This window comes from Bergeyella zoohelcum ATCC 43767 (assembly GCF_000301075.1).
In the GTDB taxonomy this organism is placed as follows: Bacteria; Bacteroidota; Bacteroidia; order Flavobacteriales; family Weeksellaceae; genus Bergeyella; species Bergeyella zoohelcum.
The window spans coordinates 1,308,167-1,330,508 of sequence record NZ_JH932293.1; the positions used below are offsets into that span (position 1 = coordinate 1,308,167).

Below are 22,342 nucleotides of genomic sequence, written 5' to 3' on the forward strand. Positions count from 1 at the left end.
ATTGAAAATCAATAAAATGAAGAAACTTATTCTCCCAATTATGATTTCTACAGCTTTTGCTTTACAAAGCTGTACGGTTATGAAAGTATCGGAAAAGCAGGAAGATGGATATTTTCAATCTACAAAAAAAGCCGTTGTTTTAGTAAATAAACCTTTTGATTTGGATGAACATAAACAGTTACTTGTTGTTCCAAATAGCACATTCATGAAGGGAATGGCTGAAAAGATTGGTTATTTTGATAGAGTGATTACTTTTGAAGAATTAGAAAGTGAAATCATCAAAGATGGAAAACAAGATGATATTGGTTCGATGAGTGGAAAAATAGGAATCAACAATATTTATAGAAAATATAAAAAGTTTTTATACTTAAGATTTGATGATAATAAAGAAAAAAGTAAGAGAATTCAGTTAAAATTAATTAATCCTGAAAACTTTGATGAAATATTTGTTGGTGATACTTTATTTGATGAAATCTGGACAGGAGTAAATGATCAGAATACATTTAATCCTCTATTTAATAGTTTGATTTCTTATATTGAAGAACATTCAAAAACCTACAAAAATAAAAAATAAACACCATAGGGCATCGATGATTTCGATGCCCTATGGTGTTCAGTAGTATAAAAGGTATGAGTAATCAAATTTTGAGTATATCCCATGCTTCGTTTACTTTGCTTTCTTTGAGTAATTGTTGTGCTTTGAGGTGGAGGCTTTCATCAGAGGTATAATTGCCTTTTGGTAGCGTTTCTACATTGGCAAGCATGCCCAAATCATTTCCTGTAAGCACTTTGCTGTGAAGAATTTCCTGTGGCAATTGGTCAAAACCGATACCTAAGGTTACCAATGGTTTAGGAACTTCAAAAAGACTTTCTGCATTACTTAGTCCGTAATAATTTCCGCCCAGCCGAGCCACCATGTTGAGTTTTTCTTGGCTCAAATTTCCGTTTTCATCTGTAAATTCAGGACGGATGTGAATTTTTTTGATTTCGCAGATGACTAAATTTCCAGCACCGCCTTCCGTACCGAGGTTTATGATGTCTTTCACTTCGCATTCAAAGTTTACTGGAGATTCTGCAATGAGTTTAGGTTTTACTAGATGGGCATCTTTCATCGTGAGTCCTGCTTTGATGAACTCATTCGTTTCTTTATCGTATTCCGTAGAGCTGAGGGATACCTGCTGCACCATATCATAATTCACTGTTCCTATCACCACTTCTTTCACTTCTTTTACATTTTGTAGGGTATGCTTCGTGGTATTATCCCTTACTCGGCTACTCGGAGAGAAGATGAGTATAGGTGGGTTGGTACTGAACATATTAAAAAAGCTAAAAGGAGAAAGGTTAATATTCCCCTCCTTATCTATGGTAGATGCCAAGGCGATAGGTCTTGGAGAAATGGCAGTTTGCAAAATCATTTGCAATGCTGGGGTGGTAATTTCTTTGGGATTTATAGTAATCATGATTGAAATTAAAAAAATAAGTTTTGTTTTTATGAACATATTACCCCTCTATCGGTAGGAAAGAGGGGAAATGTATAATAGGGTATATTATTAGGAGAATGTTATATTGCAGGTAAGATGGTTCCAGAGACCTCTCCAAAACCTACACGCACACCATCTTTTTCACAGAAACCTCTCATGATAATAGTGTCATTATCCTCAATGAATTTTCTTTCAGAGCCGTCTTTAAGTTGTAAAGGGTTTTGTCCTCTCCATGTGAGTTCTAGCATAGACCCGAAAGCGTCAGGAGATTTTCCAGAGATGGTACCACTGGCATAGATATCCCCTACCTCTACATTACAACCATTAATGGTATGGTGAGCCAGTTGCTGTGCCATATTCCAGTACATGTACTTGAAATTACTTTTGCAGATGCTATTTTCCTCTCCATTTTCAGGTTTTAGAAGTACTTCTAGCTGAATATCAAAATTTTTATCTCCTTCAAATTTTAGGTAGTCTAGGACTTCAGGCTCTTGTTTAGGCGTAGGCACTCTAAAAGGCTCAAGGGCCTCTAAGGTAACTACCCATGGAGAAATGGTGCTTCCGAAATTTTTCCCGAGGAAAGGACCCAGCGGTACATATTCCCAGCTTTGAATATCCCTTGCAGACCAGTCATTAAAGAGTACCATTCCGAAGATGGCATCTTCTGCTTCGGCAGTGGAAATTCTTGTTCCCATTTCGGTATTTCTATTGACTATAAATCCCATTTCCAGCTCAAAGTCCAGCTGTTTAGACGCACTGAAAATAGGAGCAGTAGCATCTACGGGCTTAATCTGTCCACACGGTCTATGGATATGGGTTCCTGATACGACAATGGAAGAAGCTCTGCCGTGATAGCCTACAGGAAGATGTTTCCAGTTGGGGAGGAGTGCATTTTCGGGATCACGAAACATTTTACCTACATTGGTAGCGTGCTCCATGCTACTATAAAAGTCGGTATAGTTAGGAACATGGATAGGCATGAGCATTTTCACTTGGTCGAGCTGGTAAAAACACTCTTCCAAAGAGCGTTCATCATGAGAAAGAGGAGACCCCTCTAAGAGGAGTTCCTGAATTTTGATACGCACCGCGTTGGTTATGGGTTTCCCTAGTTCTATAAATTCATTTAATGTATAGGCTTCAAAAACATTGTCATTTAACCCGTCTATTTCATTGAAATAACCATAGTCATAAAGTGTAGCAAGGTCTATCACCATGTCTCCGATGCGGGTGGCACATGCAATGTATTGTTTATTAAATACCGCTACACCAAATGGTATATTGTGAATAGAAAAATCGGAATCTGAAGGGTATGAGATGAATGACTTCATTATTTTTTATTTTTAGATTTATTTTTTCTAGTGATGGCTTCTTGGTCTATCCATTTTTGTTTAGAGACGGACTCTATTAGGTAATACACATCGTCCTGCTGATTCAGTAAAAAAGTAAGAGACTGAGGGATATTCATTTGTTTTTTCTCCATATATGTCATTCTTACATTGAGAATATTTTTTCTAGTAAAAACGAAATCGCCATGGAAGAGGTTGGTGGTGATTTTTCCATTTTTTTCATCATCATAGACTTCCATGAGGGTTACTTTATCTTTATCAAAAGAGAGGATTTTTTTTTCTACAATCCCTTCTGGACTTACCTGAATATGGATGAATTTTCTCCCATCCCATTGGATGTCTATAGGAGACTGAACTAAACCTCGGCGTTTTTCTAATCTTTCTAGTGTTCTCAGAAGCGTACCATATTGGGCTTTCGCTCCTAATGAAAGCCCGAATATGAGTACGAAAAATATTTTTTTCATTTAATAATTAGAATTAATTGGAGAATTAGATAATTAGGGAATTCTCAAATTCCCACATTCTCTTAGAGATTTCCTCTTTTGGCTTGTTCTCTTTCTAGTGCTTCAAAGAGTGCTTTAAAGTTTCCAGCTCCGAAGCTCTGAGCCCCGTGTCTTTCAATGATTTCAAAGAAAAGGGTAGGGCGGTCTTCCACTGGTTTGGTAAAGATTTGGAGTAGATAGCCTTCTTCATCATGGTCAATTAAGATGCCGAGTTCTTGAAGTTTTTTCAAATCTTCATCAATGTGTCCTACTCTTTCTGGCACCATTTCATAGTAGGCATCTGGTGGAGCTGATAGGAATTCTACCCCTCTTGCTTTGAGTTCAGAAACGGTTTTGATGATGTCTTTGGTAGCTACGGCAATGTGCTGAACGCCTTCGCCTTCGTAGAAATCTAGGTATTCTTCTACCTGAGATTTTCTTTTTCCTTCTGCAGGTTCATTGATAGGGAACTTGGCATAGCCATTACCGTTGGACATTACTTTGGACATGAGTGCCGAATATTCGGTATTGATTTGCTTGTCATCGAAACTTAAGATATTCACAAATCCCATTACATCTTCATACCATTTTACCACTGGGAGCATTCTGTTCCAGTCCACATTTCCTACACAGTGGTCCACATAGAGTAACCCTACATCAGAAGGATTATAATCAGATTCCCATTTCTCATAGCCTGGCATAAAGGGACCATTATAATTTTTTCTTTCTACGAAAAGGTGTACCGTCTCTCCGTAAGTATAGATGCCTGACATACGCACTTCTCCATGTTCATCGGTAAGGGTGGTAGGTTCCATGTAAGGTTTACCTCCTCTTTTGGTAGTTTCTTCAAATGCGGCATAGGCATCATCTACCCAAAGTGCAAGGATTTTTACACCGTCTCCGTGTTTTTTCTGGTGTTCACAAATGGGAGAGTCTGATTTGAGTCCTGAAGTAAGGACGATTCTTATTTTCCCCTGCTGAAGTACATAGGAAGCTCTATCTCTTACGCCTGTTTCAGGCCCTGCGTATGCTACGCTTTGGAATCCGAAAGCTGTTTTATAGAAATGAGCGGCTTGTTTAGCGTTTCCTACATAAAATTCGATGTGGTCTGTACCATTAATGGGCAAAAAATTTTCTGCCTGTGCTATTTTCTCTGCAAATGTTGCCATTGTTTTTTATATTTTTTTTAACTGTTTTTTAATTTAAGCGATAAGCAGTAGGCTGTACGCCATAAGCTTTTTAGGGATTTCAGTTTTCAACTGCTCGATGCCCTAATTACATTTATCACTTTTTAACTTTATACTAATTTTTTAATTTTTATGGTGGAATTACCTTTCCTACCCAAATCTTTCAAATGATGCTTTTTCCAGCATTTCTCTGTCATCTGGGTGTGCGATGGAGATGAGTTTTTCTGCTCTTTGTCTCATATTAAGTCCATAAAGGTTTACGGCACCGTATTCGGTAACTACCCAGTGGATATGCCCTCTGGTGGTAACGATACCTGCTCCCTGTTTAAGAAGTGGAACAATTCTTGGGACACCTTTTTTGGTTCTTGAAGTGATGGCGATGATGGGTTTACCCCCCTCGGAGAGGGAAGCTCCACGGATGAAGTCCATCTGCCCACCAATTCCTGAATATTGGATTGTCCCGATACTATCGGCACATACTTGCCCTGTAAGGTCTACCTCTATTGCCGAATTGATAGCGATGAGTTTTTTATTTTTTCTAATGACATTCGGGTTGTTCACATGGGTTACATCTAGGAAAGAAAAACTCGGATTGTCATCTATATAATCATAGAGCTTTCTCGTTCCGAAAGCAAATGCAGAAACGGTTCTGTTTTTGTGGATACCTTTGTATTTATTGGTTACCACATCTTTCGCAATGAGATCTACGATGCCATCTGAGAGCATTTCCGTATGTACTCCAAGGTCTTTGTGGTTATGCAAACAGCTGAGTACCGCATCTGGAATAGTACCTATACCCATCTGAAGAGTGGAGCGGTCATCTATCATTTCAGCAATGATTTGTCCTATTTTTCTTTCTTCGTCTTGTACTTTAGAGGCATAGTCTATAGTGAGTAGTTCCTCCTCGTGCCATACCATTTTATCTATCCTCTGTACATGCACCATGGCATCTCCTATGGTTCTTGGCATTCTAGGGTTTACCTGTGCAATGATTAATTTGGCATTATCCACCGCACTTCTGGCTACATCTACTGAAGTTCCTAAAGAGCAATAGCCATGCTTATCTGGTGGGGAAACGGTAATAAGGGCTACATCTAGCGGGAGGAAGCCATTAGAGAAAAGATTGGGGATTTCTGAGAGAAAAACAGGTACGAAATCTCCTCTTTCACTATTTACCGCCTGCCTTACAGGAGCAGATACAAAAAGAGAATTAATATAAAAACTATCTTTGTATTGAGGCTTTGCTATTTCTACATTTCCTTGAACTGTAATAGATACAATCTCTACATTTTTTAATCGGTGAGACTGATGAGCCAGTTCAGAAATTAAGTGATTGGGGGTACATGCACTTCCGTGGAGAAAAATACGATCACCACTTTTGATAAGGGCTATAGCATCTTCGGCTTTTACATATTGATACATAAAAAATAGTATTTTTTTATCTTTTAGATTTTTTCATTTTTTTAACTTACAGATTATTCCTCCAGCCAAGAAGTAAGATAAGTAGGGTCTTCTATTTTCATCGCTTCTTCGGTAATTTTCAGTGGTCGGAAAGGGTCTACCATCACGGCGTACTCTTCTGTAGATTTTTTACCAATGCTTCTTTCCATAGCTCCTGGGTGTGGACCATGAACAATCCCTCCTGGGTGAAGTGTAAAGTCCATAAGGTCAATGTGATTTCGGCTCATGAAATCCCCTTCGGTATAGAAGAGTACTTCATCAGAATCTATATTAGAATGATTATAAGGAGCAGGAACTGCCAAAGGATGATAATCATACATTCTCGCTACGAAAGAACATACCACGAAATTATGTGCTTCGAAATTTTGATGAATAGGAGGTGGTAGGTGTACTCTTCCTGTAATAGGTTCAAAGTCTTTGATATTAAATTTGTAAGGATAAAAATAGCCGTCCCAACCTACTACATCAAAAGGATGGGTAGCGTAAATAAAATCCCATATCAGATTGTCTTTTTTTACTTTGATGAGGAATTCGCCCTTTTCATCAATTGGAGGTACAAAGGTAGGGGGAACAATATCTCGCTCACAGAAAGGCGAATGTTCTAAAAGCTGACCATATTCATTTCTGTATCTTTTAGGAGTAGTGATAGGAGATGCCGCTTCTAAAAAAAAGAGTACGGTATTTTCTGTATTAAATTCCATTTGATAAATGGTACCTCTTGGAATGATAAGGTAATCTCCCGCAGCAAAAGGAATTTCTCCTACAAAGGTTTTAAGCGTTCCATTTCCTTCATGCACGAAAAAAAGCTCATCGTGATGTCCATTTTTATAGAAATAATCCATGGATTTTTTAGGCTTGGCAAGTCCCATCATCAAGTCGTTATTGACCATTAATATTTTTCTAGAATCTAAAAAATCATCTTCTGCCTGAATTTTTCCTCCTTTGAACATTCTAGGCGTAACATTTTTCTCTATAGCAATTTTGGGACTAACATCTTTTGGGGTTCCAATGCTTTTAATTTGTGTAGGTCTATGGATGTGATATAGAAGAGAAGAAACTCCACTGAATCCTTCGGTGCCAAATAATTGTTCGTAATAGTAGTTTCCTTCTGGAGATTTAAAAACGGTATGTCTTTTATGGGGAATATTCCCTTGCTGAATGTATCTCATGATGCCAAACGATTTCGGGTAAAATTACAAATTTTTTAGAATTGAACGAAGTAATTGATGAAAATCATTGATAAAAAAGGCTGTCTAAAAAATATTGGACAGCCTTTTTCGATTATTAATTGTCTTTTCTTTGCCTTTTTTTACCTAATACGAAAACAGACACTAAGCTAATGACTGTAGTTCCAGCAATAAGCCCACCCACAACAGTCTCTCCCCCGTGTGCTAAAAAAGTTCCGCATGAAATACCAAATAATCCAATGACTAATCCAAAAATTTGCCCCAATAACCCTTGAGTGTTTTGAGAAAGTATTACCCTTTTTTCAATTTCAATTCTATGTTTTTGTTGTTTCTCAGCCATTTGCATTATTCTATCAGCTCCATTAGGAATTACAGAATTATATTTAACTAAACTTTCAGCATCAGGAAGTGGACCAGAGTGCATTTTTTCTTGAATCAGTGTAACCGAAACACTTCTTAAAATTTCTTGCTTCTTTTTTATACTTATTCCATCAAAAATCTTGGGATTTACTGATAATAAATCTTGCTCAAGTTCTATGACTTCATTTTTTGAAGAATCGTTTGGATTACTATTTTTGTTCATCTCTTTTAGGTTAGCAAAGTTTTACTTTCTTAAAGCTATCATTGAGAGATTTTTTTATGTCTTCTCCTACACTTTGCCAATCGGATTGCAATGCCTTCGTATCAATTTCCTTTGGAGATTGGTGTGTATTGTACTCAAAATAACCACCAAAAATATTTACAACACTCCCTAAACCTATGATGAAGCTGTTTTTTGGGAGTGAGAAATTTGTTTTCTTTATAGCTGATTTTTTCATATTAGTTCACATTTTTCGATACAAATATATTAATTACTTTGTAATTTTTACTGATAAATTTGATATACTTTTTTAATTATTCTTTCATAAAAGAAATTTTTTCTTTTCCTATAGTAATGATGTATTTTCCTTTGGTAAGGTGATTTACTAGGATGGGATTTTCAGGGCTGGTGATTCCTGAAAGGATGAGTCTTCCGTCCATGCTAAAAATTTGATAAGTAGATTTTTTAGTAAGCCCTTTAATGTAAATTTCAGTTTTTGCCAGAGTAGGATAGATGGATAGCCCATTGGTTTGAACTTCTTGGATAGAAAGTTGATTATCATGCACTACATCAGAGTTTCTTTCTAAAATTTGATTTTCATAGTTAAACTGAACGCTGGCAATAGGAAAACTGACAGGAATTGTAAAATACTGTCCAGACTGAGTATGTTCTAATTTGAGGTCAAGCTGTTCACCATTTGTGCCATGGATACGGATAGGTAGTGGCATTTCAAAGAAGTTTACCGTAGGATGGCTTTGGGTTTGGTGGGCTTGGAGGATGATATTATCCCCAGATTGTTTCCATCGGATGTTATAAGTAGGGTAGCCCTGCCCATAAATCCAATCGTTAAAAAATTCAGTGAAATCTACTCCCGTAGAAGTGAGTAGTGAGTTTTTTAAATCATTGGTAGAAGCATAGCCATAAGCCAAATCAGGATGATTTAGATAGTCTCTGATGGCGGAAAAAAAAGCTGTATCTCCTAACTTCCATTTCATCATTCTTACCACAAAACCACCTTTCTGGTAGCTGAGTCTCCAAGAGAAAATAGCTCCCACATTGGTCAGTTGGTTATCAGGTACATAGACGCTTCCATTAGGGCTACTGGTTACAAGGTTTTTAATCTGGGAAAGATAGTTTTGGAATTGGGCAGGCGTCATTCTAAGATGCTCTTGAATCATGTGCTCTCCGAAAACGGCAAAGCCTTCATTGAGCCAAATATCATTCCAAGTGGCACAGGTGATTTTATTTCCAAACCATTGATGAGCAAGTTCATGTGCAGTAACGCCATAGTCCCAGTGGGGCATGGAAGACATGGTCTGATGTTCCATAGCCACTCCCGAGTAATTGAACTGCATGTGTCCATATTTTTCATTTCTGAAAGGATAAGGCCCGAAGTGATTTTCAAAAAGCGTCATCGCATCTTTAGTCCAGTTAATGATGGACATGGTATGCGTATTATTCACCGTAGAAGGATACACATAATTAATAAAAGGAAAAGGAGGATTGCCTATCGTATCATTAAGTTTGGTATAATGGGTAATTCCGAGTGCAATGAGGTATGCGGCAGTAGGGTATTGGGTACGCCATTTGGTTAATTTTTGTCCTGAGGCTAATATAGATTCAGACATGAGTACCCCGTTTCCAGCTACGGAATATTGGCTGGGTGTGGTGATGAACAGATCTACTTTCTCTATTTTATCATTGAGGCTTTGCTTGGTAGGAAACCAGTCTTGAGCACCATAAGGTTCATTGAGCGTAGCAAAAACAGGAGTACCATTGGGTTGAGGCGTTGTTCTTACGGCATCTTGACCGATGGCAGGGGCACCACTATAGCTTACTGTAATGGAGTCTAAAACATTGGCAGATAGTGAGTGAGGAAAGTCTATTTTAAGTTCGTGAGAATTTAATTGCTGAAAAGGAATTGTATTTCCTTGATGTCTCACTTCAGATACGGTAAGCGATGAATGTAAATCCATATAAATACTGTTCATCGTTTGATTGGGAATGAAATGAGAAGTAACGCTTCCCTGTACAAAGGCTTGTGAGGGATTGATATTAAGGTCTAGCCTTTGGTATCTTAGGTCATAATTAGCCGTATTGGGGTTAAAGTTTCCTACATTCATTTTGCGGAGGTAGGCATTTTGTTCTCTTAGCAATAAATCCTTGTTTTCATAATTATCTATTTGGGCAAAGAAAGGTATCGAAACCAGAGTTACTAGGAGTAATAAAAGATTATTTTTCTTCATTGTATTGTAAAATAAAAAAACCTTCCAAATATACTGAAAGGTTTTGAATCATGCACTTAAAAATCTAGGACGGGTTCTAAAATTTTTTCCATTCGGTTTTTAGCTTGATCTACAGAGCCACTGTAATTATTGAGCAGTAGGGAGAAAACCAGTGTTTTTCCCGAATTAGTTTTCACATATCCTGCCAGCGTTTTTACTCTATTCAGTGTACCTGTTTTCGCATAAATTTGTCCATATCCTGGACCTTTGAAAGAGCGTTTTAAAGTTCCTGTTTGTCCTGCGATGGGCAGTGAATCAAAAAATGTAGGATAATATTTGGTGTTCATTCTAGATGCGAGGAATTTGGCTTGTGCCAAAGAGGTAACTCTATGAGCTCTAGAAAGTCCACTTCCGTCCATATAAACGAAGTCAGTACTATCAAAATCAATAGATTTTAAGTGGCTATTCATTGCATTTTTTCCTGCTGCTAAAGTATAGTCTCCATGAGTCATAAAGCCTAATGTCCTTAAGAGGGATTCGGAGAGTGCGTTATCACTTCTTTGGTTGGTATCATATACTATTTCTGCCAGAGTAGGCGATTTATAGTCTGTGATTTTGGTTCGCATCTCGGGCAAAGGGTCATTAATTTTAGCCTCTACTTTTCCGAAGAAGATGATTTTATTTTTGGGTAACACCTCCTTTATTTTTCCTGCCAAATAAAGGGGAGCATCCGCTATTTTAGTATTCATGGGTGTCCCTTCAAACTTTTCTGCGAATACCATTTTATTAATATAAGGAGAGACATAGTAATAACTTCTAGCATCATTCTCTCTGAAAGGTGTTTTTTTTCTTGCAATGAGTCTTTCATTAGCAGGGTTTACATCACGGGTGCCTCCTGCGGGAAGATAGTACTGAGCAGTTTCTTGCCAAACGATATTTTCAGGGAGGAAAGGCATTTTATTATCTTTGAAAAATGCAGTTTGAGCAATGATATTTCCATTAATTTTTTTTATTCCTTTTTCATGAAGTGCCATTACAAATTGATTTACAATTTCGGGATAGCGGCTACTTCCTGCTTTTCCCGTTCCTATGGAGGGGTCTCCACTACCTACAATATATAGATTGCCATTAAGCACGCCTTCCTCATCTATTTCTCCAGAGTATTCCATTTGGGTAGTCCATCTGAAATTACTTCCTAGGAGATTAAGCACAGCATCTGTGGTGAGAAGTTTGGTAGTAGATGCAGGAATCAGAGGTGCGGTTTCGTTATAGGAAGAGATGATTTTTTTTGATTTAGGGTCATACAGCACGAAACTCCAAGAAGCATTTTTCAGCACGGGGTCATAGGTCATTTCATCTAGTTTGATGTCTATGAGTTCTTTAGGGCTGAGATTAATTTTTTCCTCACTTATTACTGAAGCGATAGATGGAGTATATACTGTGGAGGTATTAAGGGTTTGAGCTGGACAAGAAAGCGAAGCAATAGTACCCAGTACCATCCATTGTTTTAATATTTTTTTCACAATACAAAGATTATTGGTTCACAATATTTAGACTTCATTTATCTTTTGATATTCAAAGGTACTATTATTTAGCTAATTGGAAGAGGATTAGCATACTAAAAAAATAAAAAAAGTGTTAAAATTGGTTAAAAAGAGTAATGTATACAAGAAAGATATGGTTATGGCTTTTGGCATATAGCTTATAGCATTCAGCTGAATGAACTTCATTCAATCCATAAAATCGTATTGCATTATACGAATACATCGTACTACACTATACGAAAACATCGTACTGCACTAAATCCATACAATGGATTCTTAATAAAAATAACAACTATACGCTTCATTATCTTAATTTCTTAATGGTTATTTTTGTTCATTAAGTAGAGAGAACTTAAATGAGTTTAAACCACTTGAGAATATAGACCAATGGCTTTTGAGTTTGGTATTTGTCTAATTTTTGTTAAATTAAAATGGAATATTTGTGTTTTGGCTTGTTTTTCGTTACTTTCGTTGCTTGAAATTATAGATAACAAGTAATTTATTATGATTAAGAATAAAATTGCTATTGGAGTTGCGTTTTTGTTGGCAGGAACTTTTTCGGCACAGCAATCGGCACAGCTTTCACAAAAGACGCGTTACAAATTAGAATTGGCAGATAATCTTTACGAAACTAAAATTCATTCTCCTTCTAAATACATTTATGATAACCAGTATTTTTATAATGATTATCTTACCGCATTAGATAAAGAAGCAGCTCAGTTTTTTGGTAACTTAATAGGCGTACTTCTCCAAAAACAAAATGCAGAAGTAGGATTAGATGCTATCATTGCACAAAATCCACAATCGGCATTTTTTGGAAAAGCAAATCTTCCTTTAGCAGATTATTATTTGGTGAAAAAAGATTTTGTAAAAGCATTGGAGGTATTGAAAAAGGTGAATCAAGCACAGCTTTCAGATTCTGAAAATGCAGAGTATGTTCTTAAATATGGATACACTAAATTCATGCTGGGAGATACCAAATCAGCCAAAAGAGCATTAAAAGAAGCGTACGAATCTAATCACAGTAGCCAAAAAGATAATATCGCATACATGCTGGGGCATTTACATTATTCAGAAGAAGAATATGATAAAGCCTTTGAATATTTTGACCCTTTGAAGGAGAATCCTCAGTATGCACAGACTGTACAGCCTTATTATGTACAGATGTACTATAATGAGGGAGATTATGATAAAGCTATTACTGAGGGCATGGCACTTATCCATTCAGAGAGTGCTCAATCTTTTGTAAATGAAGCGAAGAAAATAGTGGGCGAGAGCTATTTTCGTCAGCAAAAATACACAGAGGCTTATCCTTATCTCAAAGCGTACATAGAAAACACCAGCAGTCCCTCTGATGCAGATTTATATGAAATGGGATTTGTAGCGGCACAAATGGAACAGTATTCTGAAGCAGTTTCTTATTATAATCAATTGATTAATAGTAAATCGCCATTGGCACAAAATGCTTTTTACCAATTAGGAAATGCGTATTTACAGAACGGACAAAAAGCAGAAGCATTGGCGGCATTTCGTTCTGCATCACAGATGGATTATGATAAAGAGGCAAAACAATTGGCCGCCCAGCAATATGCTAAACTGAGCTATGAAATAGGGAATCCTTTTGAGTCGTCCTCTAAGGCACTACAAGATTATTTAGACCAATATGGTGGGAAAGATGGTGGTGCCGAGATTAAACAGCTTTTGGTGAAATCTTATATTTATTCTGGAGATTTTAAGGCGACACTAGATGCCATTGATAGAATGCAAAGTACTACGCCAGAAGTAGATAAGATAGACCAAGAAGTAGCTTATTTATTAGGAACCGAAGAGTATAATAATTCTCAGTACGAACAAGCTGAAAAATACTATTTAAGAAGTCTTAAAAAACCAATTAATAAAGTATTTGTGGACAATGCTTTGTATGGTTTGGGACAAACTTATTATAGCCAAGAACGCTATGAGGAAGCATTGGAACAATTTAAAAAGATAGAGAAATCTCAAAATTTTGAGAAAAAAGACCAGTTACAATATGATTTAGGATACACTTATCTGAAGCTTAATAAATTTGCAGAGGCTAGAAAGGCTTTTGAAAAATATGTGGCTTCGGGAGATAAGGAACATCGAGAAGATGCTTTGGCTCGAATTGCTAATACGCACTATGCAGAAAATAATGCGGGTGAAGCGATAAAAACGATAGATACCATAGCAAATCAAGATGCCAATACCATGTTCCAAAAAGCAGTGGCATTGGGAGATTTAGAAAAGCACAATGAAAAAATAACGGCTCTAAAATCACTTTTAGCCCAATATCCCAATTCTGAATATACAGATGATGCCCATTATGAAATGGGGGTAGCCTACGCTATGCTGTCGGATTACAAAAATTCTGATGCTTCCTTTCAGAAGGTGTTAAAAAACAGCCAAGAACCAGAACTCGTTATCCAGTCCGAGATTTATTTGGTACAAAATGATATTCAGCAAAATAGACTGAATGAAGCCGAAAAACAACTGGTTATTCTAGGTAAAAAATACCAAGGAACTCCTTTTGCAGGGAGAGTGATGACCAGTGCCAAACTCTTATACGGACAAAAAGGAGATGCGGATGGGCTGCAGAAATTTGCACAGACGATAGGAGAAAGCATTACCCAAAATGAAATAGAGGAAATTAATCTTACTACTGCTAGAAATCTCTATGCAGATAAGAAATATACACAGGCAATCCCTCTGTATGAGAAATATTTGGCTCAGAATTCATTGTCTGAAAACTACGCTACCGCTCAGTATGAATTAGGCGATTGCTATTACCAAACCAAAGCATATACGAAAGCGAAAATCCTTTTAGATGAAGTAGCTAAAACGCCAAGTGCTTTCCAAGAAGAGGCAATGACCAGACTGGCACAGATTCATCTGAAAGAGAATAAAACCAATGAAGCCCAAGGGATTTTAGAAAAAATAAAATCTAGTAATAATCCATCTATTAGAAATTTTGCAATGGCAGAATTGCTCACCATTTATTCTAAGGAAAATGATATGGTAAATGCGGTGCCTTTGGCTCAGGAAATAGAGAAAAGTAGCGGTATTTCAGCTGCAGTAATAGATCAGGCAAAAGCCATCCAAGCAAGAGCAATGCTTAATGAAGGTAAAGAAAAAGAAGCACAAAATAGCTTTGCTAAGCTGGAAAAATCAGTAAATAGAGCAGTAGCTGCGGAGGCACTTTTTAGAAAAGCTTTCTTCCAAAATAAAGCGAAGTCTTATAAAGCATCTAATGAAACCATATTTAGACTGTCTAATAATTATGCTTCAGAAGAATACTGGGGGGCAAAAGCCTTAGTAGTGATGGCGAAAAACTATATCGGTCTGAAAGATAATTATCAAGCATCTTATACCCTTGATCAGATTATTGAAAATTATCAAGATTTCGAGGATGTAGTTAATGAAGCAAAAAAATTAAAATCAACGATTAAAAAATAATATTTAATGGTGAAAAGATAAATTAATACTAACCTCTCTTCATCTTTTAATATTAATTACTAATGTACTTTATGAATATAAGAAACACAAAAATCATAGGTTTAGGGCTTACGCTTTTTTCATTAGTAGCGTATGGACAAATTAAGGAAGAAACTTTGGTTATTCAGAGAGCAAAACATCCTACTCTAAAAAAAGTTCAGAAGAAAAAAACTTCTGTTCCTAAAGTTAAAAACTATCCACCAGAGGAGAAAAGTGCCGAAAAAATAGAATATACCATTACCAATATCCCGCTCCTTTCGGATTTTAAAACTTCTCTTATCCAAGGGGAAGACTTATCTCCTAATCAGGCGGGAGAACATTTTGATAATTATGTTCGTTTCGGGATAGGGAATTATGGAAAAATCCTTGGTGATGCTGGATTTACAGCGAAGTTAGGAGAAAATACAGACCTTAATGCCGCAGTGCATATCAATTCTACATCGGGATTGAAAAAAATCTATCCTTGGAAAAGTACTGCTACGGATTTGGAGCTGAAAGCAGGGGTTAATCACTATTTGGAATCTGGAAAATTGAATGCAAATGTAGGGTTTGATTTGGATGCTTTTCATTATTATGGCATTTATGCTTTTAATGATGCTTATCGTCCTCATAATAGCTTAGCACAGCGGCTCAATACTGTTTCACTACAGGCAGTGTATGATCATTATAATAATCATATTCTTAATGACATCCGTATCAAAGCATCTCACCTTTCTGATGCCTATAAAGCTCATGAAACAGAAGCAGCACTAAAGACCAATTTAGCAAAACATGGTATTAATACCCATATGAATGACATTCGCCTCAATGTAGATGCAGGACTGGGGGTACAGTTTTTAGGAAATTCTTTCCAAGAGATTCAGAAATTAGAAAATAATTATTTTCAAGCGGAAGCTGAACCTAAAATTACTTTCTACAAAGGAAAAACCAGCGTAAGCCTAGGGTCTAATTTTACGATGCTCAATGCCAGAACTACACGCAATGGAGAGCGAGAGCTGACTTCTAAAACATATTGGTTTCCAAAGGCAGAAGTGAAAATAGCGGCAGATGATGCAGTACAGCTGATTTTGGGAGTTAAAGGTGGACTGATGCATAATGCTTTTGGGCATATTACCAGTGAAAATCCTTTTATGCTGTCTCACCAGTACACCCGACCTACCGAAGAGAAATATCATCTCTATTTTGGACTTACGGGAGATATTCAGCAGAAGATAAGCTATCATCTTTCTTTTGGAACCGCAAAGACCAATGCCATTCTGCATTTTGGTGCCAACCCTCTTTTTAATACTGCGATAACCAATGACAGAAACGGATTTGATCATGCCAATACTTTCCAAGCGAAATATGCTAATGGAAATATTAATCAATTCGCTTTGGGACTCACCTATGTTCCGCTTCAAAATCTTACTTTAAATACAGATTTGAACATATTTGATTACAAACTAGATAATAATGAAAAGATTCTTAACCGCCCCAATTTTACGGCATCTTTTGGAGTAAATTATTTTGCCTTAGATAAAAAATTACTTCTTGGTGCCAAGGCGTATCTTGTAGGAACACGGGAAACGAATTTCTATACACTTATTGATGACACCATCAGCTATACTGCAACGGAAGATTTCAGAAAGCTACCTGCGTATTTTGATTTGAACCTCTCTGCGGAATATCTTTTTCATAAAAACTTTTCTGCTTTTGTGATGGGAGACAATCTTCTCAATAAAAACTATGAAATTTTCCAAGGTTATAAAGTACTGGGTGCTCAAATCACTGGTGGTGTAAAGTTTAGATTTTAAAGAGGCAATAGGTTATACATTAGGCTTTTGACAATTAAAACGAGTGGGGAATGGATATATCCGTTCCCCACATTATTTGAAATAAAAGCAGAGGGCTTTTAGTCGCTGTCAAATAGCTTTTTTGGCTTCTAACTTTTTAACCTTTTAGTTTTCTAACCTCGTAGAAGTCGTATGCTTATAGCATGGGATATGATTGTGTATAATATTCGTCTCCGAAGGGGTCGAATAATAAGTTGCTATACACATTTGCCCCCGTTGGGGTCAGCCATAATAAATGGGATTTTAGTGAATTCTAAAACATTTAAAAATCCAAAAAATAAAAAGAAAAAAGAAACGGTTGGCTTCTTGTTTAAAAAAGCTTTTAACTTCTGGCTTTTGGCGATTATAATTAAGATTTACTTTCTATCTTCCAACATCTAATTTCTAACCTCTAATCTCTAAAGTCTTTGTACATTATACTTTGTACATCGTACAATTTCTACTTTCCAACTCATCATGTAGCCACTTTCAGTTGTCCTATATTAAGGATTTTATACACCATTTCAATCAGGAGTTCCCCGTCCTCTATAGCGTTTGCTCCTAAACCTTTGGTTTTCATGTCTATTTCTCTAAGAATGGAAATAATTCGGGTAGCATATTTTAGAGGATAAAAAGCGGCTGCCTGTGCATAATCTTTTAGGAAATAAGGATTTACCCCCATAGCCTCCGCAATGATATTGGGAGGCTGCCCATTCATAGTTTGATAGATGATAAGATTAGAAAAATAAGTGTATAGGCTTCCCATCATCATAGGAAGTGGATTAGACTTTGGATTTTGAGCAATGAAATGAGCTATTCGCATGGCTCTATTTTGGTCTCTCATTCCTAATGCTTTTTGAAGTTCGAAGATATTGAACTCTTTAGAAATTCCAATATGTTTTTCTACCACCGTTTCGTCTAGAATTTCATCTTCTTTGAGGATGATTTTGAGTTTATTGAGCTCATTTTGTATTCTAGAAAGGTCATTCCCTAAATATTCTGCTAAGAGATTGGAAATATTAGGAGCCGTTTTAAAACGCATTTCTTGTAATTTCTCAGAAATCCATTTTCCCAGTTGATAATCTTTTACCGGTTCGCTATAAAAGAGCATTCCCGATTTTTGGAGGGCTTTAGCGAACTTTTTTCTAGCGTCTATTTTTTTATGTTTATAAGCAAAAACCAGTAGCGTAGTAGATAAAGGATTTTCTATATAATTTTCTAATGCTTTGGTTTCATTTTCTTCAAACTTTAGGTCTTGAGCTTCTTTTACGATGATGAGGTTCAGCGTACCGAACATGGGCATTTGCTGTGCCAAAGCCATTACCTCTCCCAGTGTGGTATCTCTACCATAGACCACCGTTTGCCCGAAAGAACGCTCTTCTTCTGAGATAATTTCGTTTTCGAAAACCTGTGTAAGTTCATCGGTATAATAAGGCTCTTCGCCATGGAAAAAATAAACTGGCAAAAATTCTTTATTTTTGACTTTTTTAATTAGTGAATCAAATTCTTTCATCTGCTGTGCAACTACCTAAGTTAAATTTTAAAGAAAACTACGAATTTAAAATTCGGACAAACAAAGATAAATTATTTATTTATGATACGGTAAGAAAATCATGGGTAGTGCTTACTCCTGAAGAGTGGGTACGCCAGCACTGGGTGGCTTTTCTTATTGAGAGTCAGGGGAAATCATTATCATCACTCATCTTGGAACAAAAAATTATTCTTAATCAGCAAACGAAACGGATAGACCTTTTACTTACGGAGAAGACTTTGCCTAAGATATTGTTTGAATTTAAGGCACCACAAGTTCCTGTTACAGAGAAAGTTTTTGAGCAGGTAGCGAGGTACAATTCCATCATTCAGGCGGAAAATATTGTTTTAAGCAATGGCTATCAGCATATTTTTGCTTACCTTTATCAGGGCAAGTATAGATTTGTGCCTCATGAAGAATTTTTTAATAGAATACAATCTCAATCATGAAGAAAAAAATCCAAACACTTACTACGGTAGAAGAACAGCTGATGCATATCCTTTGGGAACTTAATGATTTTAGGCTGAAAGATATTATGGAAGCTCATCCTGCACCGGTTCCACATCAGAATACCATTTCTACTTACTTAAAAATTCTTACAGAAAAAGGGTTTATAAAATCTAAAAAGGAAGGACGCATTTTAGTATATCATACGGTGATAAAAAAGGAAACCTATACAGATTTTCTCCTGAATAACTTTGTGGAACAATACTTTAAAACTACTGATGCTTTTATTCAGTATATAGAAGAAAAAGGATGGAAAGCTCCACAGCCAGAGTACACAGAAAAAATAGAAGTGCCAGAAATTCCTGCAGTAGATCAGGTGATGGAGGCTGTAGATGAAGCACCATCTGAGAAACAAAAACATAAAAAGAAGAAAAAGAAAAAAGATAAGAAGGGCAAAGAAAAGAAGAAAATTAAATCTTAATTTTTACCAGATAAAATGTTTGAAACTTTCATCGCAAAGTCTTTATAAGGTTATTGACCATTAGCCATTACCTAATGGCTATTCGCTTTTAGTTAGTGACTTTGTACTCTATGAAAAGGAGTACTTTATAAGTTTTTTAAGGGAAAATACTTTTAAACGGCACATAGGGAAGTTATTGCATTTTTATTATAGAAGCTATCTCGACTTATTTGACAACAATTAGTAATAACGGAAAGTTACTTTTATAAGTTGAATCTAGGTAGTATAAACACTTTGAAAATCCGCTATAAAGCTTTATGTGTTCAGGTTTTTACAGTTTTTTACAAAAATCAGGGGCTGCTATATAGCAGCCCCTGATAGATATTACGATACTATAAGCGTAATGAAGGATTAAGCCAAATCCTGTTGTTACTCCTTGATACAACGAGCGGTGAACTTATCTTTATATAAAGTAGTGTTGTTCTGTGAAAAATTTTCTTCAGACCATAAACCATTTACTAAAAATCTGGTAGTGGCGGATTTCCACTCATGTTGTCCGCACTCATAATACTCTGTCTTCGGACATGAACCAAATGAAGTTGGTACAGTATCACATGGTTCATATACAATTCTACTACATGTTTCCGACCTAAATCTCAAATTTGGACTTGTTGTCGCTTTTAACACATCCAAAGACAAAGCAGGTATTGGGGGGAGAGTGTTTGCTTGAGTAGTATTGAGGTACCCCCAACTATTTACATATTCATCTATTGTTGGTAGACGATATCCATTTGGGCAAGGATTTGTTGTTGAGTTTTGATAATAATTTATTCCCCCCCAACCAGAATAATCAATAGAGTTTCTATGAAAAGGAGCACCAAAGATTCGATCTATCTCTTCCATTTGTCTATATTCAGCATGGGTAAAAGTTTTCCCGGGGTCAAAGTCAGGGCTTCCCAATTTAGAATATTTAGAACCTAAATCTTGGCTTAACCATGTTTTTCCATCGGGTGTTTGAATAGGTAGATAGATATATTTATTGTAATATTGTTGTCCAGATTGTGTTACTGGAGTGCTAAAATGTTTATCAGGAATGCCTCCTACAGCTACTAGTTTCACTTTATACTGCATACCATTCATATTTATGTTAAAAGTAGCAATGTCTTCTTTTTGGCCTGGCTGTAGTTTCTTCACAAGGTATTCACCATCACCTCCTACTTGTATTGTAGCTTGTAATGCACCTGCGGAAGAGAAATTTCCTGCAGGAATGCTGAGCGTAAGTGGATTGGTTTGTCCATCTTGTCCTGCTACAGTGGTTGCCTGTGTACTCACGGCGTTATAAGAACCAGAGCCACTAGTATAAGGAATACTTACCGTTACTTTGCTATCGGAATTATTTATTTTTCCTTGGATTTCGCTTCCTTGGTAGGTTAATGATACAATGTAATGTTCTTTATTTTGAATATTAGCAGAGCCTAATCCTACTTTGGTGGTTTGCGTAGCTAGTAATCCTAAGTGGTTAAATTTAGCAACCAAATCTCCTTGAACAGGAGTTCCTGTGAGTCTGTATTCTAAGGTGGTAGATGCTCCTGGAGCTATTGATACACTATAATTTTGGTTGGGATGTACTTGCACATTAGAATTTCCATTGCTTACTGTAACAGCAGAGCTGAAGTCCACACTTTGTACTGTGGAAAAGGAGTTGTTTTTCAATAAGAATTTCACTTTATGTCCATTATTCAACGGAACATTTGCCACATACGCCCCCGTAAACCCTGCTGGAGAGATTTCTACTTTTTGCTGTTGCTCGTTTCTATTGGAGAATACACAATCCCACTGTGCTGGGTTTCCTGCAAATATTTCCAAACATTGTTTGTCCGTATTGAAAATCATGGTACCTTTTTTCACATTGGTAAACTCGCTTCTACGGGCGGTAGTGAAATTTGGGAAACTTACCCCTTGTGGTGTAGAGGTAGGCGTTAAATTTCTTTCGGAAATATCTAAAGTGGCTTGAGGTGTATTTGTTCCAATTCCTACATTGCCATTCGGTTTAATGCGAACTACTTCTGTGTTTTGAACTTTAAACATAAATCCAAGTTCTCCTGCAGTAGGTGCGGTAAAAGTATCGTTTGTTTTGGACTCGAGGGTCATAGGTTTTGCGTTATCAGGTGTACTATTACCAATTATTCTATTGCCTGATTGGTCACTATGAATGCTTAATCCTTGCCCATCATTTCGTGTGAACGAGGCAATTTTGTTATTATCATTTGTACCATTTCCTTGTACTCTAAACTTTCCTTGCGAAGTGGCAGTACCAATATTTATGTTGCCATTTCCAGTAAAATTAAGGTTATGAGCTCCTTGATTTACAGTTCTATTACCAGATAAAGTTCCATCATGGGTATAGATATTTTTGAGGACATTAGCAGCGAGTTTATCGGCGGTGATGGTAGCATTGGCTATTTTTCCACCTGTAATAGTGTTATTGGCAATGTCTGCATTTACAATTGTACCATCTTTAATATCTATAGATTCTACCGTGCCGTTTTGGATTTTTGCAGAATTGATGGCATTGTCAGCAATACTTAGTGTTACATTTTTAAGTGCAGCACCATTTCCATTTCCTACAGTAATTCCTGTACCTGTGATGTTTCCTGTAGAGGTATTGATTTTATAAGGATTTGCCGTAGTACCATTTCCGGTTACGGTGGTATTGGTGCCATTTCCAATTAAACCAATGCCTCCTTGAGGTCCTGCAGGTCCTTGCGGCCCTTGCTGTCCAGTAGCTCCTTTTGGTCCCGCTACCCCTTGCGGTCCTTGTTGTCCAGTAGCTCCTTTAATACTTCCGATGTTAGCCCAGCTACCATTGTTTTTCTTGTATACTGTTCCTGTTGTGGTATCTACATAAGAATCTCCATTAGTTCCTGTAGCAGCTTGAGGTACTCCGTTACCAGTAAGCATGGAAGCCCCATTATTACCGTTAGCTCCTTTTGGTCCTATAAGTGATTTACCAGAGCCCCAGTTAGAGCCTGTTTTAGGTCCGAATAAAGTATTTGTAGTGGTGTTGATATAGAAATCCCCATCGGTTCC

The 22,342-nt window shown here is 36.7% G+C and carries 17 protein-coding genes; 5 read left to right on the plus strand and 12 right to left on the minus strand.

The genetic code is table 11. The annotated features are described in order from the left end of the window. The first annotated feature begins 16 nt into the window (after positions 1–16). Complete coding sequence (locus tag HMPREF9699_RS05950; RefSeq protein WP_002663245.1) at positions 17–574, plus strand: hypothetical protein; 558 nt, start codon at positions 17–19, stop codon at positions 572–574. A 64-nt stretch (positions 575–638) separates the two neighbouring features. On the opposite strand, the gene HMPREF9699_RS05955 is transcribed toward HMPREF9699_RS05950, so the two are convergent. The 10 genes from HMPREF9699_RS05955 to dacB form a co-directional block, all read right to left on the minus strand. Beyond that, positions 639–1,460 (minus strand): flavin reductase family protein, encoded by an 822-nt coding sequence (locus HMPREF9699_RS05955; protein WP_002663250.1) that lies wholly within the window; start codon positions 1,458–1,460, stop codon positions 639–641. Positions 1,461–1,561: 101 nt separating this feature from the next. Then, complete coding sequence (gene fahA / locus HMPREF9699_RS05960; RefSeq protein WP_002663252.1) at positions 1,562–2,809, minus strand: fumarylacetoacetase; 1,248 nt, start codon at positions 2,807–2,809, stop codon at positions 1,562–1,564. Next, a complete protein-coding gene (locus tag HMPREF9699_RS05965) occupies positions 2,809–3,291 on the minus strand; it encodes a hypothetical protein (protein ID WP_002663253.1) in 483 nt (160 codons plus the stop codon). Before HMPREF9699_RS05965 ends, fahA begins: the two co-directional genes overlap by 1 nt. A 62-nt stretch (positions 3,292–3,353) precedes the next feature. Further along, positions 3,354–4,478 carry a 4-hydroxyphenylpyruvate dioxygenase gene (gene hppD / locus HMPREF9699_RS05970; protein ID WP_002663260.1) on the minus strand — a complete coding sequence of 375 codons (1,125 nt, stop codon included), beginning with the start codon at positions 4,476–4,478 and terminating at the stop codon, positions 3,354–3,356. A gap of 168 nt (positions 4,479–4,646) precedes the next feature. Continuing rightward, complete coding sequence (locus HMPREF9699_RS05975) at positions 4,647–5,918, minus strand: acetyl-CoA hydrolase/transferase family protein (RefSeq protein WP_002663262.1); 1,272 nt, start codon at positions 5,916–5,918, stop codon at positions 4,647–4,649. Positions 5,919–5,971: 53 nt separating this feature from the next. Next, positions 5,972–7,126 carry a homogentisate 1,2-dioxygenase gene (locus HMPREF9699_RS05980; RefSeq protein WP_002663263.1) on the minus strand — a complete coding sequence of 385 codons (1,155 nt, stop codon included), beginning with the start codon at positions 7,124–7,126 and terminating at the stop codon, positions 5,972–5,974. A gap of 115 nt (positions 7,127–7,241) precedes the next feature. Then, positions 7,242–7,727, minus strand: a complete 486-nt coding sequence (locus HMPREF9699_RS05985; RefSeq protein ID WP_002663264.1) for a DUF2335 domain-containing protein — start codon at positions 7,725–7,727, stop codon at positions 7,242–7,244. 10 nt (positions 7,728–7,737) lie between these two features. Then, entirely contained in the window at positions 7,738–7,962 is a 225-nt protein-coding gene (locus HMPREF9699_RS05990; RefSeq protein WP_002663265.1) for a hypothetical protein, read from the minus strand. A 76-nt stretch (positions 7,963–8,038) separates the two neighbouring features. Then, on the minus strand, positions 8,039–9,970 hold the full coding sequence (locus HMPREF9699_RS05995) for a M1 family aminopeptidase (protein ID WP_002663266.1): 1,932 nt from the start codon (positions 9,968–9,970) through the stop codon (positions 8,039–8,041). Between the two features lie 56 nt (positions 9,971–10,026). Further along, positions 10,027–11,472 (minus strand): D-alanyl-D-alanine carboxypeptidase/D-alanyl-D-alanine endopeptidase, encoded by a 1,446-nt coding sequence (dacB, locus tag HMPREF9699_RS06000; RefSeq protein ID WP_002663267.1) that lies wholly within the window; start codon positions 11,470–11,472, stop codon positions 10,027–10,029. 525 nt (positions 11,473–11,997) lie between these two features. Here dacB and HMPREF9699_RS06005 point away from each other — a divergent pair. Next, positions 11,998–14,964, plus strand: coding sequence for a tetratricopeptide repeat protein (locus HMPREF9699_RS06005; protein WP_002663268.1), 2,967 nt, complete (start codon positions 11,998–12,000; stop codon positions 14,962–14,964). 71 nt (positions 14,965–15,035) lie between these two features. Beyond that, positions 15,036–16,796, plus strand: coding sequence for a TonB-dependent receptor (locus HMPREF9699_RS06010; RefSeq protein WP_245946047.1), 1,761 nt, complete (start codon positions 15,036–15,038; stop codon positions 16,794–16,796). Positions 16,797–17,289: 493 nt separating this feature from the next. Here HMPREF9699_RS06010 and holA read toward each other — a convergent pair whose 3' ends face one another. Next, positions 17,290–18,327, minus strand: coding sequence for a DNA polymerase III subunit delta (gene holA / locus HMPREF9699_RS06020; RefSeq protein WP_051008205.1), 1,038 nt, complete (start codon positions 18,325–18,327; stop codon positions 17,290–17,292). On the opposite strand from holA, the gene HMPREF9699_RS06025 reads away from it, so the two are divergent. Further along, positions 18,309–18,794, plus strand: coding sequence for a type I restriction enzyme HsdR N-terminal domain-containing protein (locus HMPREF9699_RS06025; RefSeq protein WP_002663272.1), 486 nt, complete (start codon positions 18,309–18,311; stop codon positions 18,792–18,794). The genes holA and HMPREF9699_RS06025 overlap by 19 nt on opposite strands. Continuing rightward, entirely contained in the window at positions 18,791–19,273 is a 483-nt protein-coding gene (locus HMPREF9699_RS06030) for a BlaI/MecI/CopY family transcriptional regulator (RefSeq protein ID WP_002663273.1), read from the plus strand. Before HMPREF9699_RS06025 ends, HMPREF9699_RS06030 begins: the two co-directional genes overlap by 4 nt. A gap of 408 nt (positions 19,274–19,681) precedes the next feature. Here HMPREF9699_RS06030 and HMPREF9699_RS10810 read toward each other — a convergent pair. Then, a partial coding sequence (locus HMPREF9699_RS10810; RefSeq protein ID WP_002663274.1) for a hypothetical protein occupies positions 19,682–22,342 on the minus strand: 2,661 nt, incomplete at its 5' end.